We start from the raw sequence: 16450 nt of genomic DNA, 5'->3' as shown, positions 1-16450 counted from the left end.
TTCAGTCCAGCGAGACCCGGGGCGGCATGCCGTCCTGCCACTGGCGCGGTGTAAGGCCGGTGAGGTCGCGAAAGGCGCGGTACAGACCGCTCACCGACCGGAAGCCGAGCGACTGGGCCAGTTCGTTCATCGAGTGGTGGCCAAAGGCCTGCGGCTGGGCCATCGCGTGCTGCACGCGGGCACGACCGAGGTAGTGGTAGAAGCTCTGCCCCAGCGCGTGGTTGAGCGCGTAGGAAATCTGGTTGCGGGTGTAGCCGGTGGCGTCGGCCACCTGCTGCAGGCCCAGGCCCGGCTGCAGGAAGGCCTGGCTGGTGTCGAACCAGGTTTGCAGGTCGCGCAGCAGAAAGCCCATGGCGCGCGGCGACAGGCCGATGCGGCTGGCCTCGTCGCGCACGCCGGCGGTCGAACCTTCGTGGGCCCGCGGCTGGAGCACGGCGTATTCGTGGATCTCGGCGATCAGCCCGTCCTCCACCCGCACGCAGTCGCAGGCGGAGAACCGCAGCCACTCGCCGCCGGCCGGCGCGCGCACGGTCTCTTCGTAGCGCAGGACCACGGTGTCCCCGTCCACCCGGGGGCGGTCCAGGTACACCAGCGTGTGCAGCGATGAGCGCCGGATGACCGAGCGCACGTGCTCGCGCAGCACGGCGCCCTGGTAGGTCGCGCCGGCGGCGTGGTCGTGGAAGACCATGTCGGGGTGGTACAGGGCCAGCACCTGCTCGATGTCACCCTGTCCCCAGGCGGCGTTGTGGGCGGCGACGGTGGCCAGGGGGCTGGATGCGGACATGCTGCGAAGCTTAGCGCGCGGCTTGCGCGGCGGCGGCCTGGATCGATTCGGCTTCGGCCGGCGGATGGGCGGCGACTTCGGCCATCGCTTCCTGAATCCGGTGGCAGCTGTCGCGGAACACGCTCTCCGGCATGGTCAGCGCCGGTTGCAGGCGCAGATGCCATTTGCCGCGCTGCGAGATGCCCAGCACGCCGCGGCGCAGCGCGGCCTGGTGCACCGCGAACTGGAAGGCCGGTGCCGGTTCGTGGCCGGCCTTGCTGCGCACGAACTCGATGGCGGCCATGGCGCCGGCGGCGCGCACATCGCCGACCTGCTCGAAGCGTTGGATCAGCGGGCGCATCTCTTCCAGAAAGAGGGCTTCGAGCCGGCGCGCGTTGTCCAGCACGCCCCCGGCTTCGATCAGTTCGATGCCCGCCAGGGCACCCGCGCAGGCGGCCGGCGCGAAGCCGTACGTGCTGCCCAGGTGCAGGCTGGTGTCCTGCATCACGGCGTCGGTGCCCAGGATCGCCGCGATCGGCTGCCCGCCCGCGGCGAAGGCCTTGCCCAGCAGCAGCAGGTCGGGGTCGATGCCTTGCCAGCGTTGCATCGCGAACAGTTCGCCGGTACGGCCCATGCAGGTCTGCACCTCGTCCAGGCACAGGAGCCAGCCCCAGCGCCGGCACAGCGCGCCCAGGCGGTCCCAGAAGGCCTGCGACGGTGCGTGGATCCCGCCTTCGCCGAGCACGGGTTCGATCAGCACGCCGGCCACCTGGTCGGGGTGGATCTGCTGCACCAGCAGGTAGTCCAGGTAGTCCAGCACCTCGGTGTCGTCGAAGGGGCCAGGCCCCTTGCGGAAGGGCGAGCGGAAGCGGTTGGGGTAGGGCACCATGACCAGGCCGGCCACGTACTGCGTGCGGCCCGAGGACACGTTGGACAGGTCGCTCGATGCGCCGGCGCTCATGTAGGTCGATTCGCCGTGGTACTGGCCGCCGAAGGTGATGATCAGCGGGCGGCCGCGGGCCTCGCGCATGAACTTGACCGCGCCTTCGACCGCCAGCGTGCCGGACACCGAGTACTCCACCCGGCTCAGCCGGCCCGGAGCGATGGCGGCGAGCTTGTCCACCAGCGCGAAGGCGGCGGTGTTGGGCATCCAGCCGCTGATCTGCATGCCATGGCTGGCCCAGGCGGCGTCCATGGCGGCCTTGACCTGCGGTGGCGTGGGGCCGAAGGGCGATGCGCCCCAGGCCGAGAGGTGGTCGGCGAAGGTGTTGCCGTCGGCGTCCACGATCAGGTGGCCGCGGCGCGAGGCCTGGGCCAGCGGGTAGACGGTGTGGTCGGCGTTGCTGCCGGTGGTGTGGCGGTCGTGCCGTTCGAACAGGGCCAGGCTGCGCGGACCGGGCAGGGTGGTCCAGACGTCGGGCAGTTCCAGGTCGGCGGCGGTGTGCGTCCAGGGGTGGTGAGTTGGTGTCATGGGGACATTCTGGCCACGGCGGACCCTGCCCGGCGCACCCGTCCATTGCCTGCGGTCCCGCTGAAAACAAAAAACCCCGCGAGTCGCCTCGCGGGGTTTTTTGTTTCGGGCGGGGGCCGAAGCCCCCGGGGCCGGGTCAGGGCATTACATGCCCATGCCCATGCCGCCCATGTCGCCCATGCCGCCGCCGGCGGGCATCGGGGCGTCGTCCTTCGGTGCCTCGGCGACCATGCACTCGGTCGTCAGCATCAGGGACGCCACGGACGCGGCGTTCTGCAGGGCGGTGCGGGTCACCTTGGTCGGGTCCAGGATGCCCATCTCGATCATGTCGCCGTAGGTGTCGTTGGCGGCGTTGAAACCGAAGTTGCCCTTGCCTTCCAGCACCTTGTTGATCACGACGGAGGGCTCGCCACCGGCGTTGGCCACGATCTCGCGCAGCGGGGCTTCGATGGCCTTGAGGACCAGCTTGATGCCGGCGTCCTGGTCGGGGTTGTCACCCTTGATGGCGCCAGCGGACTGCTTGGCACGCAGCAGGGCCACGCCACCACCGGCGACGATGCCTTCTTCCACCGCAGCGCGGGTGGCGTGCAGGGCATCTTCCACGCGGGCCTTCTTTTCCTTCATCTCGACTTCGGTGGCGGCACCGACCTTGATGACGGCCACGCCGCCGGCCAGCTTGGCCACGCGCTCTTGCAGCTTCTCGCGGTCGTAGTCGCTGGTGGCTTCTTCGATCTGCACGCGGATCTGCTTGACGCGGGCTTCGATGTCAGCGGCAGCGCCGGCGCCATCGATGATGGTGGTGTTTTCCTTGCCCACTTCGATGCGCTTGGCCTGGCCCAGATCGGCCAGGGTCACCTTCTCGAGGGTCAGGCCGACTTCTTCGGCGATGACCTTGCCGCCCGTCAGGATGGCGATGTCTTCCAGCATGGCCTTGCGGCGGTCGCCGAAGCCAGGGGCCTTGACGGCGACGACCTTCAGGATGCCGCGGATGGTGTTGACCACCAGGGTCGCCAGGGCTTCGCCTTCGACATCTTCGGCAATGATCAGCAGCGGACGGCCGGCCTTGGCCACGGCTTCCAGCGTGGGCAGCAGGTCACGGATGTTGCTGATCTTCTTGTCGAACAGCAGGACAAACGGGTTGTCCAGCAGGGCGGCCTGCTTTTCGGGGTTGTTGATGAAGTAGGGCGAGAGGTAGCCGCGGTCGAACTGCATGCCTTCCACGACATCCAGCTCGTTCTGCAGGGACTTGCCGTCTTCGACGGTGATCACGCCTTCCTTGCCGACCTTGTCCATCGCGTTGGCGATGATGTCGCCGATGGAGGAGTCGCTGTTGGCGGAGATGGAGCCGACCTGGGCGATTTCCTTGCTGGTGGTGGTGGGCTTGGAGGCCTTCTTCAGCTCGGCGATCAGGGACTCGACGGCGCGGTCGATGCCGCGCTTGAGGTCCATCGGGTTCATGCCGGCGGCCACGTACTTCATGCCTTCGCGCACGATGGCCTGGGCCAGCACGGTGGCGGTGGTGGTGCCGTCACCGGCGTTGTCGCTGGTCTTGGAAGCGACTTCCTTGACCATCTGGGCGCCCATGTTCTGGAGCTTGTCCTTGAGCTCGATTTCCTTGGCCACGGACACGCCGTCCTTGGTCACGGTGGGGGCGCCGAAGGAGCGCTCCAGCACCACGTTGCGGCCCTTGGGGCCCAGGGTGGTCTTCACCGCGTTGGCCAGGACGTTCACGCCTTCAACCATGCGGGCGCGGGCTTCTCCGCCGAAAATGACGTCTTTTGCTGCCATGTTGATTTCTCCGGATTCAGTAAATGGGGATGGATGAGCGGCGAATTACTTCTCGACGACTGCGAACAGGTCGTCTTCCTTCATGACCAGCAGTTCGTTGCCGTCGACCTTGACGGTCTGGCCGCTGTACTTGCCGAACAGAACGCGGTCGCCGACCTTCACGTTCATGGCCGAGAGTTCGCCCTTGTCGTTTTTCTTGCCGGGACCGACGGCCAGGACTTCGCCCTGGTCGGGCTTCTCGGCGGCGGCGTCGGGAATGACGATGCCGGAGGCGGTCTTGGTTTCGCTGTCAATGCGCTTGACGATCACGCGATCGGCGAGAGGACGAAGGTTCATTGCATCTCCTGAAATGGATCAAATGGGGGTCAGATGGGCGGTGCCACTGGCCATGGGGCCGGGCCCCGCGGATCGACTGGGAGTCGGGTGTTAGCACTCAACTCCAGCGAGTGCTAATCATAAGGGCCGGCCCTGCCCATTTCAAGTGCGTACCGGGAAATTCCCCGGTCCCGTCTGGGCTGCCACATTGGCAGTCATTGGCAGACTGGCGGTTCTGCGGGGGGACATGACCGATGGCAAGTGCCTGAATTCAAGGGCCTTTTGTGGTTGGCACGGTTCTTGGACGGTGGCTGGCATCGGCAGACTGCCTCCCACCCACCACCATGTCCACCACGACCGCAGCCACCGCCGCATCGACGGCCAGTCCCGCCTCGGAGATCGTTGAAATTTACCTGTACGAGTCGCGCAAGAAGATCCAGACCCGTTCGGTGACGGGCACCTTTGCCCACTGGCGCTGGGCGCTGGTGTGGGTCACCCAGATCCTGTTCTACGGCCTCCCCTGGATTCAGTGGAACGGCCGCCAGGCGGTGCTGTTCGACCTGCTCTCGCGCCGCTTCTACCTGGGTGGTCTGGTGCTCTACCCGCAAGACTTCATCTACCTCACCGGTCTGCTGGTGATGTCGGCGCTGTCGCTGTTCCTGTTCACCGCCGTGGCCGGGCGCCTGTGGTGCGGCTACGCCTGCCCGCAGACGGTCTACACCGAGATCTTCATGTGGATCGAGAAGAAGATCGAAGGCGACCGGGCGGCCCGCATGCGGCTGGACGACGCGCCCATGAGCGGCGCCAAGTTCGCCCGCCGCGGCGCCAAGCACCTGGCCTGGGTGCTGTTTGCCCTGTGGACCGGCTTCACCTTCGTCGGCTATTTCACGCCGATCCGCGCCCAGACGGCGGAGGTGCTGGCGGGCACCATGGGCGCCTGGCAGACCTTCTGGATCTTCTTCTACGGTTTCGCCACCTACGGCAACGCCGGCTTCATGCGCGAGCAGGTCTGCAAGTACATGTGCCCTTACGCCCGCTTCCAGAGCGCCATGTTCGACAAGGACACCCTGATCGTGACCTACGACGCGGCCCGTGGCGAGCCGCGTGGTTCGCGCGGAAAAAAAATCGACCCCAGGGAGAAGGGCCTGGGGTCCTGCGTGGACTGCACCCTGTGCGTGCAGGTCTGCCCGACCGGCATCGACATCCGCAAGGGACTGCAGTACGAGTGCATCGGCTGCGGCGCCTGCGCCGACGTGTGCGACGAGGTGATGGACAAGTTCGGCTACGCGCGCGGCCTGGTCAAGTACTCGACCCAGAACGCCATGACCGGCGGCTGGAACCAGGCGCAGATCGTCCGCCGCGCGCTGCGCCCGCGTGTGCTGGTGTACTCGACCGTGTTGCTGGCGATCGCGGTGGCGGTGGGTGTGAGCCTGTTCCTGCGCGTGCCGATGAAGGTGGACGTGATCCGCGACCGCGGCGCACTCGCACGCATGGTCGACCAGGGGCGGATCGAGAACGTCTACCGCCTGCAGATCATGAATGCCACCGAAGACCGGCAGCTGATCCGGCTGGCGGTGGACGGCATGGAGGGCATCGCGCTGGCCTCGGAGCGGGAGGTCGACGTGCTGCCGACCGAGGTGCGCACGCTGGCGGTGCGGGTGCAGGTGCCGCCTGGCGCCGCGAGCGGCTCCCATCCCATCGTGTTCCGGCTGCAGTCGAGCACCGACGCGGCGATCCGGGTGGACGAGAAGACCACCTTTCTCGTACCGCGCTGACATCACGGGGCGCCGAGGGAAAACCCGCGCGGGCGGCGCGCGGTGCTTGCGGTCACAATGCCGGCCCAAGGGGGTTGACCAAGCATTGAAAGCCGTTGGCTGTGGCCCCTTCTTTTGCCCTCACTTCCCCCGTGCCCTCGTTCCTTGACCGCGCCGTGTTTCAGGTGGCCGCCGCCGGCACGGCGCTGCTGCTGATCTGGACCGCCTGGCACTACCCCCCGCTCACGCTGGCCCTGGTGGTGTCATGCGCCATGATGTTCTGGGTCTGTGCCTGGTCGGCCACCCGCCTGCTGGGCTACCGGCGCACGCGGGTGCTGATGCTGCTGGCCCTGGGGCTGGGCTGGTTCGCCGAGCAGATGGGCTCCTCGCGGGGCTGGTTCTTCGGCCGCTACACCTACACCGAGGTGCTCGGCCCGCGCCTGGGCGATGTGCCGCTGGCCATTCCCCTGATGTGGTTCGCACTCGCGCTGATCGGCTACGTCATGGCCTCGCTGATGCTGTGGCGCCGGCCGGTTCACACCCATGCCAGTTTCCGCAGCGGCCTGCTGACGGCCTGGGTGGCGGCCATGGTGATCACCGCCTTCGACCTGGGCGCCGACCCGTATTTCGTGTTCGTGCTCAAGGCCTGGATCATGCAGAAGACCGACGGCGGCTGGTTCGGCGAAACCCTGCAGGGCTTTGCCGGCTGGATGGCCGTGTCGCTGGTGATCGTCGGCAGCTTCCAGGCGTTGGCCGCCCCTCGCCGCTCGCCACCGCCCGCAGACGGCCTGCCCCTGGCGGTGCTGGTGCCCATCCTCATCTACGCGTCGGGACTGGTGTTCCAGGTGCTGCTGGGCCACCCCATCGAGGTGCGGGCCATCGCCTTCTTTGCGATGGGTCTGCCGGTGGTCGTGGCCTGGGCCGCGTGGCGCCAGTGGTCCCACCCGCAGCAGCGCGCCGCCCATGCCCGCCGGCTGGCTGGGCGGGATCTGGCCGCCATGCCGATGCAGGCCGACCCGACCGCCGACGACACCATCACCGCGCTCATCGGCCGGCACATGGGCGACGGGGTGGTGACGCAGCAAGGGACGGCCCGCCTGGCACAGGCCAACCAGCTGATGGCCGCCTGGACCCACAACGCCGCGCTGGCCCCCGGCTGGGCGTCGGGTGTCCAGGCCGACCCCGAAGTGACAGCGGCGCTGGAGGCCTATGTGGCCCAGGCACAAGCGCTGCCGGACTGGGCCGACCCGGGCCAGATCGCGCGGGCCGAGGCGCTGTTCATGGAACACGGCCCGCTCTCCTGCACCCTGCTGTTCTGCTCCAGCCTGCCCGAGTGCTACGTGATGCCTCAGCTGGCCGAGGTGCTGCACATCGCCGGTCAGCTCGAACAGCACACCGAACACCGCATCCGCCAGACCGCCGCCATGGTGTTCCCGGTGATGATGAAGGGCGGCCTGACAGACCCCGAGGGCGCGGGCGTGGCCCAGGTGCTCAAGGTGCGCCTGATCCACGCCACGATCCGCCACCTGATCCTGCGCGGCGACCCGCAGAAGGTGAGAGGCCGAGTGCCGCCGCAGGTGCTGGCGGGTGCAGAGCGCCACATGCACAGCGCCCTCGCCGCGCACGGCTGGGACGTCGATGCCCAGGGCCTGCCCTGCAACCAGATCGAACTGGCCTACACCCTGCTGACCTTCAGCTACTCCTTCCTCAAGGGCATGCGCACCCTCGGGCTGGGTCTGCCGAGCGAGGACGAAGAGGCCTACCTGCACGCCTGGAACGTGATGGGCCATGTGCTGGGCGTGCGCCGCGAACTCATGGCCTGGACCATGGACGAGGCGGCGGTGCTGTTCGAGGTGCTGCAGGCCCAGGCCCCGCTGCTGCCCGGCCAGGCCGATCCCCGGCCGCCGCTGGGTCGGGCGCTTGTGGCGGCCATGGCGCATTCGATCCGTGTGCCGGTGCTGCGGGGCCTGCCGGTGCCGCTGACGCGCTGGCTGATCGGCCCCGACACGGCGGCGCGCATCGGCATCGACGGGCACGTGTCCTGGGCCACGCGGCTGGTGTTCCAGCTCGGGCGGCTGCTGGTGGGGGTGACGGATGGCGTGGTCGGTCTGGTGTGGCCGGGCTTTTCGCTGTCCCGGCTGTTCACCCGCGCCATCGGTTACCACCTGCTCACCCGCTTCCTGATGAACCAGACCCGGCCCCTGGCGCTGCCGGACCGGGTGCTCAACCCCATGGGCGATCTGATCGCCGGCTGGAGCCAGGACCCGCTCGCGCCGGCCTGGTTGAACCGGCTGGAAGACCGGCTGACCACCACCGGCACCTGGCATTCGCGCCCGTTTCGGGGTGTCCACGCGACAGATGGCGCCAAGGCCGGATGAGTGGCGTGACCCAGCTCACAGCCGGGCGGCCCAGCCGCTACGATCCGGCCATGCCGTTCCGCGCCTTTGCCCGCCACCGCTGCAGCCCCCATGCCGTCTGGCGCCAGGTGCTGCTGGGTCTGCTGGCGTTGGCCGCGCTGCTCCCCCTGGCGGCCCGCGCCGATGCGGTGCCGGGGGAGGGCGACATCACCCTGTCCACGCGGTTCTGGATCGATCCTTCCGGCAGCGCCACGGTGGACCAGGTGGCGGCCGAAGCGCCGGGCGTCTGGGAGGCGATGGACCGCTACCGGTCCTTCGAGCTGGGATCGTCGGCGCTGTGGGTGCGCATCGAACCCGGTGAACTGGACCCGCAGCGGCGCTGGTTTCTGCTGCTGAGCGCAGCGGCCTTCACCAACGACGCCCGCCTCTACACCCGGGGGCCGGATGGCAGCTGGACCGAGCAGCGCGCAGGCGACCACCTGCCGGTGGCCCAGTGGAGCCACCCCGACCAGACGCCGGTGTTTGCGGTCGATCCCCAACTCAACGAACCGCTTTGGCTGCGGCTGACCAATGCGCCGACGCCCACCAGCCCGCGGCTGCAGTTGCTGACTGAAGAGAACCTGCAGTCCAAGCGCTACACCACCTTCCTGTTCATCGGCGGCTATCTTGGTTTCGGGCTGCTGGTGCTGTTCCTGGGCTGGGTCCACGCCCGGCTCTACGGCGACCGGGCCTTCGTCGCCTACTGCTTCTATGTGGCGTCCATGCTGGGCTTCCAGGCCTCGTTCACCGGCATCGCAGGGCTGTTCTTCTGGCCGGAGTGGGCCGCCTGGAACGATCTGGCGCCGTCGTTCTTCATGCTCTGGCTCACCGGCTCGGGCATCTGGTTCGTGCGCGAAGCCTGCGCGGTGTCGCGCCATTCCGTGGGTGTGGACCGCTTCGTGGTGGCCTGGTCGCTGTTCGGCATGGTCTATTCCCTGGTCTATGCGGCCCTGTTGTCGCCGCTGGCCTTCAACCTGCTCAACCTGTACGGTCTGCTGTCGGTGCTGCTGAGCATCGCGCTGTGCCTCTGGACCTGGCGCCGGGGCGAGACCTACGCCGGCTGGCTGTTCCTGGGCTTCCTGCCGGTTCACCTGGGCTACCCGTTTCCGGCGCTGCGCAGCGCGGGCGTGTTGCCCGACAGCTGGGCCACCCAGTACGCGGTGCTGATCGGCTCGGCGATCGAGATTCCACTGCTGCTCTACATCCTGCACCGCAGGGCCAAGGACTTCAGCGAGAACCGGGCACGCCTGCGTGCGATGGAAAGCACCGATCCCCTCACGGGCCTGACGATCACCCCGGTGTTGCGTCTGCGCCTGCGTGATGCACTCAAGCGGGCACGCCGCTCGGGGCATCGCTGCGGCGTGATGCTGGTCGAGCTGTCCAACCACGGTGACATCGTGGCACGCGAAGGACGTGAAGCCGGTGACCGTGCGCTGGTGGTGGCCGCCTCTCGCCTGAGCAGCGTGGTGCGCGACGTGGACACGGTGTGCCGCATCTCCGACACCCGCTTCGCCATGCTGATCGAAGGGCCCCAGAAGCCCGAACTGCTCAAGCTGCTGGGCCAGCACGTGGTGGCCAAGGGGCTGGAGAAAGTGCCCAACCTGCCCGTCGACCTGCCACTGCGCTTCCGCCTGGTCTCCAGCACACCGCCTGAGGACAAGGACTCGCTGGAGGACGCACTCGACGATGAGCGCCTGCTGGCGCGCCTGAACCGCGCGCTGGACCGCCTCTCCGACGATCCACGCAAGGTGGTGCTGCACCTCTCGCAACCGCCGCTGCAGATCTGAGCCCGGCGGCTGGCCGGACGCTCAGACCGGCAGGTCGGCCATCGACGACTTCGGGAAGTCCATCTCGGGCTCGGGTCCCTCGAACGGCAGCGTGAAGTAGAAGGTGCAGCCCTCACCCGGAGCGCTTTCCGCCCAGATGCGGCCGCCGTGGCGCTCGATGATGCGCTGCGACAGCGCCAGGCCGGTGCCCGTGCCCTCGAAGTCCATCGAGTGGTGCTGGCGCTGGAACATCACGAACAGGTTGTGCGCCTTCTCCAGGTCGAAGCCGACGCCGTTGTCGTGCACGTAGAAGGTGCGACCACCCACCGGGTTGATCTTCCAGCCGATCTCGATGTGGGCCTTCTCGCGCGGACGCGTGTACTTGACCGAGTTGTTCAGCAGGTTGCCGAAGGCCTGGGCCAGCAGCATTGCGTCGCCGCGCACCACCGGCAGATCGTCCTCCACCACCCACTCGATGGTGCGGCCCTGGCTCTCCTGCTTGAGGTGCGCGATCACGCCGTCGAGCAGCGGGGCCAGCGGCACCGGCTGGGCCTCGATGGCCACACGGCCGAGGCGGGCGTACTCGAGCAGGCCTTCGATCATGTGGCTCATGCGCTTGCTGGCCTTGTTGATCGAGTTCAGGTACTGCTGCGCGATCGGGTCGTTGACCTCGCCCAGCTGCTCCTGCAGCAGCGTGACAAAGCTGCTGATGTGGCGCAGCGGCGCGCGCAGGTCGTGCGAGACCATGTGCGAGAACACGTCCAGGTCCTTGTTGGCCGCCACCAGCTGCTGCGTGCGCTCGGCCACGCGCTTTTCCAGTTCCTTGTTGAGGTCGTTCATCACGTCCTCCAGACTCTTGGCGGCGGTCATGTCGCGCGTGATGCAGGACAGACCCTGCAGCTCGCCCGCCTCGTTGCGCAGTGCCGTCAGCACGGTGTGGGCCCAGAAGCGCGAGCCGTCGTCGCGCAGGCGCCAGCCGCGGGTCTCCCACTGGCCGTGGGCCGTGGCCAGGCGCAGCACCTGCGCCGGGTCCACCTCGTCTTCACCGGCGTTGTCCACCGCCAGCAGCCGCAGGTAAGGCTTGCCGATCATCTGGGTGCGGGCGAAGCCGTGCAGGCGCTGGGCGCTTTCGGTCCATTCGGTGACGGCGCCGGACTCGTCGACGAAGTAGATGCAGTGGTCCTGGATGGCGTCGACCATCAGGCGGTAGCGCTGCTCGCTCTGGAACAGCTCGGCGGTGCGTTCGCGCACGCGCTCTTCGAGATCGCGGTTGGCCTCCAGCACGAACTCCTCGGTGCGGCGGCGCTCGGTGATGTCGTGCAGCTCGATGAAGATGCCTTCGACGGTGTCGAGCTGGAAGTCGGGGATGTAGTGGATCTCGTAGAAGGTGCGTGAGCCGTCGGCCTCCAGGCGCTCGGACTCGAAGGTCTGCTTCTGGCCGTTGAGGGCGTCGGCCACGTGGGGCAGGATGTCCGGCAGCTGTTCGGGGTCGACCAGCTGGCTGAGGTGCGCGCCCACCATCTCGCTGACCAGCCGGCCGCTGCGCGCCGCATGGGCGGTGTTGGCGAATCGGCAGATCAGGTCCTTGTCGTAATAGGCCAGGTGCGTCGGAATGCGGTCGGTGATGCTGCGCAGAAAGGCATCGTGCGCGGCCAGCCGCTGTTCGGCGGCCTTGCGCTCGCTGATGTCGGTGACCGTGGTGTTGCTGTAGAGGAAGCGGCCCTGCGGATCGACCACGGCCGTCGAGGAGCACAGGGCGTGGAAGCGCGAGCCGTCCTTGCGGCGGATCTCCAGTTCGATCGGCTCGGTGCGACCCGTGTCGATCAGGTGTTGCATGCGGATGCGCATGAGCGCCACCCACTCAGGCTCCAGCAGCGAGGCGAGGTCGCGATGATGGTCGAGCAGTTCTTCGCGCTCGTAGCCCAGCCAGTCCAGCAGGGTGCGGTTCAGATTGACGAAGCGCAGGTCGGCGTCCAGCGAGAGATAGCCGCAGGGGGCCTGGTCGTAGAGGGACTGGGCACGCTCCAGGGCGATCTTGAGCTCCTGCGTGCGCAAAGCCACCAGGCGTTCAAGTTCGGGACTGGCGTTGTCGGTCCGATCCGGGCAGACAGGGGTTTCCATGGTTCCAGGCTCCAGGTCGTGGCGTTGCAAATGGCATGAGTTGCCGTTCTGTCCGTATCGGCGGCCGGACGGAAAACTTCAGGCATTGTGGACCTGAGGTCTGCTGCCTGGAACCAAAAAAAAGCCCCGCGATGCGGGGCTTTTGTCCAGAGGAAGGCAAAGGACTTACAGGCCGGCGGCGGCGCGCAGCGCATCCACCTTGTCGGTGCGTTCCCAGCTGAATTCCGGCTCCTCACGACCAAAGTGGCCGTAGGCGGCGGTCTTCTCGTAGATCGGGCGCAGCAGGTCCAGCATCTGGATGATGCCCTTGGGACGCAGGTCGAACACCTCGGCCACGATGGCCGACAGCTTGTCGTCGCTGATCTTGCCGGTGCCTTCGGTGTAGACCGTGATGTTCATCGGCTTGGCCACGCCGATGGCGTAGGCCACCTGCACCTGGCACTGGCGCGCCAGACCGGCGGCCACCACGTTCTTGGCCACGTAGCGGGCGGCGTAGGCGGCCGAGCGGTCGACCTTGGACGGGTCCTTGCCCGAGAACGCGCCACCGCCATGCGGGCAGGCGCCGCCGTAGGTGTCGACGATGATCTTGCGGCCCGTCAGGCCGCAGTCGCCCTGCGGGCCACCGACCACGAAACGGCCGGTCGGGTTGATCAGGTAGCGGGTGTTCTGCAGCCATTCCTTGGGCAGCACCGGCTTGATGATCTCTTCGATGATGGCCTCGTTGAACTCGGGCTTCATCTTGTCGCCCAGGCTCCACTCGGGCGCGTGCTGGCTGGACAGCACCACGGTGTCGATGCTGTGCGGCTTGCCGTCCACGTAGCGCATCGTGACCTGGCTCTTGGCGTCGGGGCGCAGGAAGGGCAGGCGGCCGTCCTTGCGCAGCTGGGCCTGGCGCTCCACGAGGCGGTGCGCGTAGTAGATGGGCGCGGGCATCAGCTCGGGCGTCTCATCGCACGCGTAGCCGAACATCAGGCCCTGGTCGCCGGCGCCGGTGTTCAGGTGGTCGTCGCTGGCGTGGTCCACACCCTGGGCGATGTCGTTGGACTGCTTGTCGTAGCAGACCATCACCGCGCAACCCTTGTAGTCGATGCCGTACTCGGTGTTGTCGTAGCCGATGCGCTTGATGGTGTCGCGCGCGACCTGGATGTAATCGACGTGGGCGTTGGTGGTGATTTCACCGGCCAGCACCACCAGGCCCGTGTTGCACAGGGTCTCGGCGGCCACACGCGAGCGCGGGTCCTGCTTGAAGATCGCGTCGAGGATGGCGTCCGAGATCTGGTCGGCGACCTTGTCGGGGTGGCCTTCGGAGACGGATTCGGACGTGAAGAGGAAGTCGTTCGCCATATAAACTCCAGAGTGTTTGAACCGGCGTTGCCGGTCTTTCTGGGTTCGGCGAACGCTTTAGCGGCATTTGTGAATCGCCCCGCAATTAGTTCAATAACTCGGCGATGAAGGCGATTTTACGCCCATCCGCATGGCCATCGGGTGCAGAGGGCGCCCGGTGATGTGCTCAAAAGCGGTGGCGTGCCCCGCCTTCTTGATGATTTGACGGCTTTGTATCCACTTCTGTTCCGGTTTCTCTCGCGTCTGCCGCTGCCCCTGCTGCATGGTCTGGGCTGGCTCCTGGGCTGGCTGAGTTTTGCACTGTCCGGCCGCTACCGCCGCACCCTGTTCAGCCACGCGGCCCAGGCCGGCTTTTCCCGTTCGGTGGCCCTCGCCTCGGTGGCGGAGGCGGGCAAGATGGTCACCGAGCTGCCTCGCCTGTGGCTGGGCGCGCCCGTGCACCTGGAGTGGGAGGGCAAGGACCTCATCCAGCAGGCCATTGCCGAGGGCAATGGCGTCCTGTTTCTCACACCGCACCTGGGATGCTTCGAAGTCACGGCGCAGCTGTTCGCCCAGCATTTCGGAGACCGCATGCCGGTGACGGTGCTGTACCGCCCGGCGCGCCAGCCCTGGTTGCGCGAGATCATGGAACAGGCCCGCAGCCGGCCGGGACTGTTCACCGCGCCGACCACGCTCGCGGGTGTCAAGCAACTGATCAAGGCCCTCAAGCAGCGCCAAGGGGTGGGACTGTTGCCCGACCAGGTGCCGCCCGAGGGCCAGGGGGTCTGGGCGCCATTTTTCGGCCGCGACGCCTACACCATGACCCTCTCGGCCCGGCTGGCGCTGACGGCGGGAGCCCGCGTGTTGCTGATCTGGGGTGAACGCCTGTCCTGGGGACGCGGCTACCGGGTGCGCCTGCGGCCCTTCCGTCCCGAAGCGGGCGGCCAGCTGTCGGCGGACCCGCAGGAGGCGGCCCACCAGATCAACCTCGCCATGGAGTCCCTGGTGCGGGAATGTCCCGCCCAGTACCTCTGGTCCTACGACCGCTACAAGTCGCCATCCGGGGTCAGCCATGCCGCACGGCTGGAGGCAGAGCGCGCCTCATGACCGCACCTTCGCCTTCGCGCGGCCCGTTTCTGAAGACCTTGCTGAGCCTGACGGTGCTGGGCATGTTGCGCGTGACCCGCCATCTCCCGCTGTCCTGGCTGCGGGCGCTCGGTGCAGCGCTCGGCGGGCTGCTGTACTTGCTGGTCGGTCGCCGCCGCCGCATTGCGGAAATCAATCTGGCGCTCTGCTTTCCACAGCACAGTGCCGCGGAGCGCCGGCGCATGGTGCGGCGGCACTTCGTGCTGTTCGCGCAAGCCTGGCTGGACCGCGGCTGGTTGTGGGAAGGGTCTCCGGAACTGGTGCGGCGCCGCCTGCGTCTGCGGGGTGCCGTGCAGGAGTTGCAGAGCACGGCTCCGACGCTGCTGTTCGCGCCTCATTTTGTCGGCATGGACGCGGGCTGGATCGGCTTGACGGCCCATGTGGAGCGGCGTTTCTGCGGCCTTTACGCACGCCAGCGCAACCCGGTGATGGACCAATGGATGGCCGAAGGCCGGCGCCGCTTCGGTGAGCCGCACATCGTGGCCAAGAGCGCCGGGCTCAAGGCGCTGGTCAGCGCGTTGAGGGCCGGGGAGCCGCTGTACCTGCTGCCCGACATGGACTACGGGCCGCGCGACTCGGTATTCGTGCCTTTCTACGGCATCTCGGCGGCGACGATCCCGTCGCTCTCGCGTTTTGCGCGCATGGGGGGCGCCCGTGTGCTGCCCATCCTGAGCCGGCTGACCCCCGAGGGCTACGACATCACGGTGCTGCCGCCCTGGCAGGACTTTCCCACCGAGGATGTACTGGCCGACACGGCACGCATGAACCGGCTGCTCGAAGAATGGATTGGCGAGGCACCCGAGCAGTACTACTGGGTGCACAAGCGCTTCAAGACCCGACCGGCGGGTGAGGCCTCTTTCTACCGCTGAGCGTCGTCGGCGCCGATGTCGTCTGCGGGCGGCGGCGTGGCCGGGGCTTCATGGGCCCAGTCCCACAACAGTTGCGCCACCTCATCCAGTCCCTGCTTCTTCAGTGCAGAAAACAGCCGGACCTCGCCGCCGCCGGCCTGCAACTTCGCCATCGACAGCGCCTTGTTGGCTTCCGCGCGATTGAGCTTGTCGGCCTTGGTGAGCAGCACCAGGAACTTCAGGCCTTCTTCGACCCGGGGGCGGATGATTTCCAGCAGGGCCTCGTCCAGCTCGGTGATTCCCAGGCGCGGGTCGCACAGCAACACCACCGCGCGCAGGTTCTCCCGAGTGACCAGGTAGTTGGCCATCACCCGCTGCCAGCGCAGCTTGGCCTCCCGCGGCACGGCGGCGTAGCCATAACCCGGCAGATCGGCCAGCACGGCATCGGTCTCGCCCTGCTTGCCCAGCGCGAACAGGTTGATGCTTTGCGTCCTTCCCGGCGTCTTGGACGCAAAGGCCAGGCGCTTCTGCTGGGTGAGTGTGTTGATCGATGTCGACTTGCCCGCGTTGGAGCGGCCGACGAACGCGATCTCCGGCAGATGCAGGGCGGGCAGGTGCTGCAGCTGGGGGGCGGTGGTGAGGAATCGCGCCGTGTGCAGCCAGCCGTGGGCGATCTTGGGGTCTGGCCGCGCGGGACGCTCGGCCACTTGGGCGGGGGTGGGGGCTTGGGTCATCAGGGGTACTACCAATGGGCCATTG

The 16450-nt window shown here is 67.6% G+C and carries 12 protein-coding genes; 5 read left to right on the top strand and 7 right to left on the bottom strand.

The window, feature by feature from the left end:
• Position 1: 1 nt before the first annotated feature.
• The 4 genes from RCO38_RS03935 to groES all read right to left on the bottom strand — a co-directional run bounded on the left by RCO38_RS03935 (position 2) and on the right by groES (position 4358).
• Entirely contained in the window at positions 2–784 is a 783-nt protein-coding gene (locus RCO38_RS03935; protein WP_308326980.1) for a nuclear transport factor 2 family protein, read from the bottom strand.
• A 10-nt stretch (positions 785–794) separates the two neighbouring features.
• Positions 795–2234 (bottom strand): aspartate aminotransferase family protein, encoded by a 1440-nt coding sequence (locus RCO38_RS03930; protein WP_308326979.1) that lies wholly within the window; start codon positions 2232–2234, stop codon positions 795–797.
• Positions 2235–2378: 144 nt separating this feature from the next.
• Positions 2379–4022: a chaperonin GroEL gene (gene groL, locus RCO38_RS03925; protein WP_308326978.1), complete on the bottom strand. Its 1644-nt coding sequence runs from the start codon at positions 4020–4022 to the stop codon at positions 2379–2381.
• A gap of 45 nt (positions 4023–4067) precedes the next feature.
• Positions 4068–4358: a co-chaperone GroES gene (gene groES / locus RCO38_RS03920; protein WP_066152738.1), complete on the bottom strand. Its 291-nt coding sequence runs from the start codon at positions 4356–4358 to the stop codon at positions 4068–4070.
• A 323-nt stretch (positions 4359–4681) separates the two neighbouring features.
• On the opposite strand from groES, the gene ccoG reads away from it, so the two are divergent.
• From ccoG to RCO38_RS03905, 3 genes are all read left to right on the top strand, one after another.
• Complete coding sequence (ccoG, locus tag RCO38_RS03915) at positions 4682–6112, top strand: cytochrome c oxidase accessory protein CcoG (RefSeq protein WP_308326977.1); 1431 nt, start codon at positions 4682–4684, stop codon at positions 6110–6112.
• 131 nt (positions 6113–6243) lie between these two features.
• Entirely contained in the window at positions 6244–8469 is a 2226-nt protein-coding gene (locus tag RCO38_RS03910) for a carotenoid biosynthesis protein (RefSeq protein WP_308326976.1), read from the top strand.
• A gap of 5 nt (positions 8470–8474) precedes the next feature.
• The gene (locus RCO38_RS03905; RefSeq protein WP_308326975.1) at positions 8475–10274 is read left to right on the top strand and encodes a sensor domain-containing diguanylate cyclase; all 1800 of its coding nucleotides are present in this window, start codon (positions 8475–8477) and stop codon (positions 10272–10274) included.
• Between the two features lie 21 nt (positions 10275–10295).
• Here the strand turns inward: RCO38_RS03905 and RCO38_RS03900 are convergent, their stop codons facing one another.
• Together RCO38_RS03900 and metK are read right to left on the bottom strand one after the other, a co-directional pair.
• Positions 10296–12374, bottom strand: a complete 2079-nt coding sequence (locus RCO38_RS03900; RefSeq protein ID WP_308326974.1) for a PAS domain-containing sensor histidine kinase — start codon at positions 12372–12374, stop codon at positions 10296–10298.
• A 165-nt stretch (positions 12375–12539) separates the two neighbouring features.
• Positions 12540–13718: a methionine adenosyltransferase gene (gene metK / locus RCO38_RS03895; RefSeq protein ID WP_308326973.1), complete on the bottom strand. Its 1179-nt coding sequence runs from the start codon at positions 13716–13718 to the stop codon at positions 12540–12542.
• 210 nt (positions 13719–13928) lie between these two features.
• Between metK and RCO38_RS03890 the strand changes: the two genes are divergently transcribed.
• Both RCO38_RS03890 and RCO38_RS03885 read left to right on the top strand, forming a co-directional pair.
• Positions 13929–14804 carry a lysophospholipid acyltransferase family protein gene (locus tag RCO38_RS03890; RefSeq protein WP_308326972.1) on the top strand — a complete coding sequence of 292 codons (876 nt, stop codon included), beginning with the start codon at positions 13929–13931 and terminating at the stop codon, positions 14802–14804.
• Positions 14801–15712, top strand: coding sequence for a lysophospholipid acyltransferase family protein (locus RCO38_RS03885; protein ID WP_308326971.1), 912 nt, complete (start codon positions 14801–14803; stop codon positions 15710–15712). Before RCO38_RS03890 ends, RCO38_RS03885 begins: the two co-directional genes overlap by 4 nt.
• Here RCO38_RS03885 and yihA read toward each other — a convergent pair.
• Positions 15703–16425, bottom strand: coding sequence for a ribosome biogenesis GTP-binding protein YihA/YsxC (gene yihA / locus RCO38_RS03880; protein WP_308326970.1), 723 nt, complete (start codon positions 16423–16425; stop codon positions 15703–15705). The genes RCO38_RS03885 and yihA overlap by 10 nt on opposite strands.
• Positions 16426–16450 lie beyond the last annotated feature (25 nt).

The organism is Hydrogenophaga pseudoflava, assembly GCF_031020795.1.
Taxonomy (GTDB): domain Bacteria; phylum Pseudomonadota; class Gammaproteobacteria; order Burkholderiales; family Burkholderiaceae_C; genus Hydrogenophaga; species Hydrogenophaga pseudoflava_A.
Note: the sequence above shows the minus strand (reverse complement) of the source record. Positions and strands in the feature narration are given on the sequence as shown.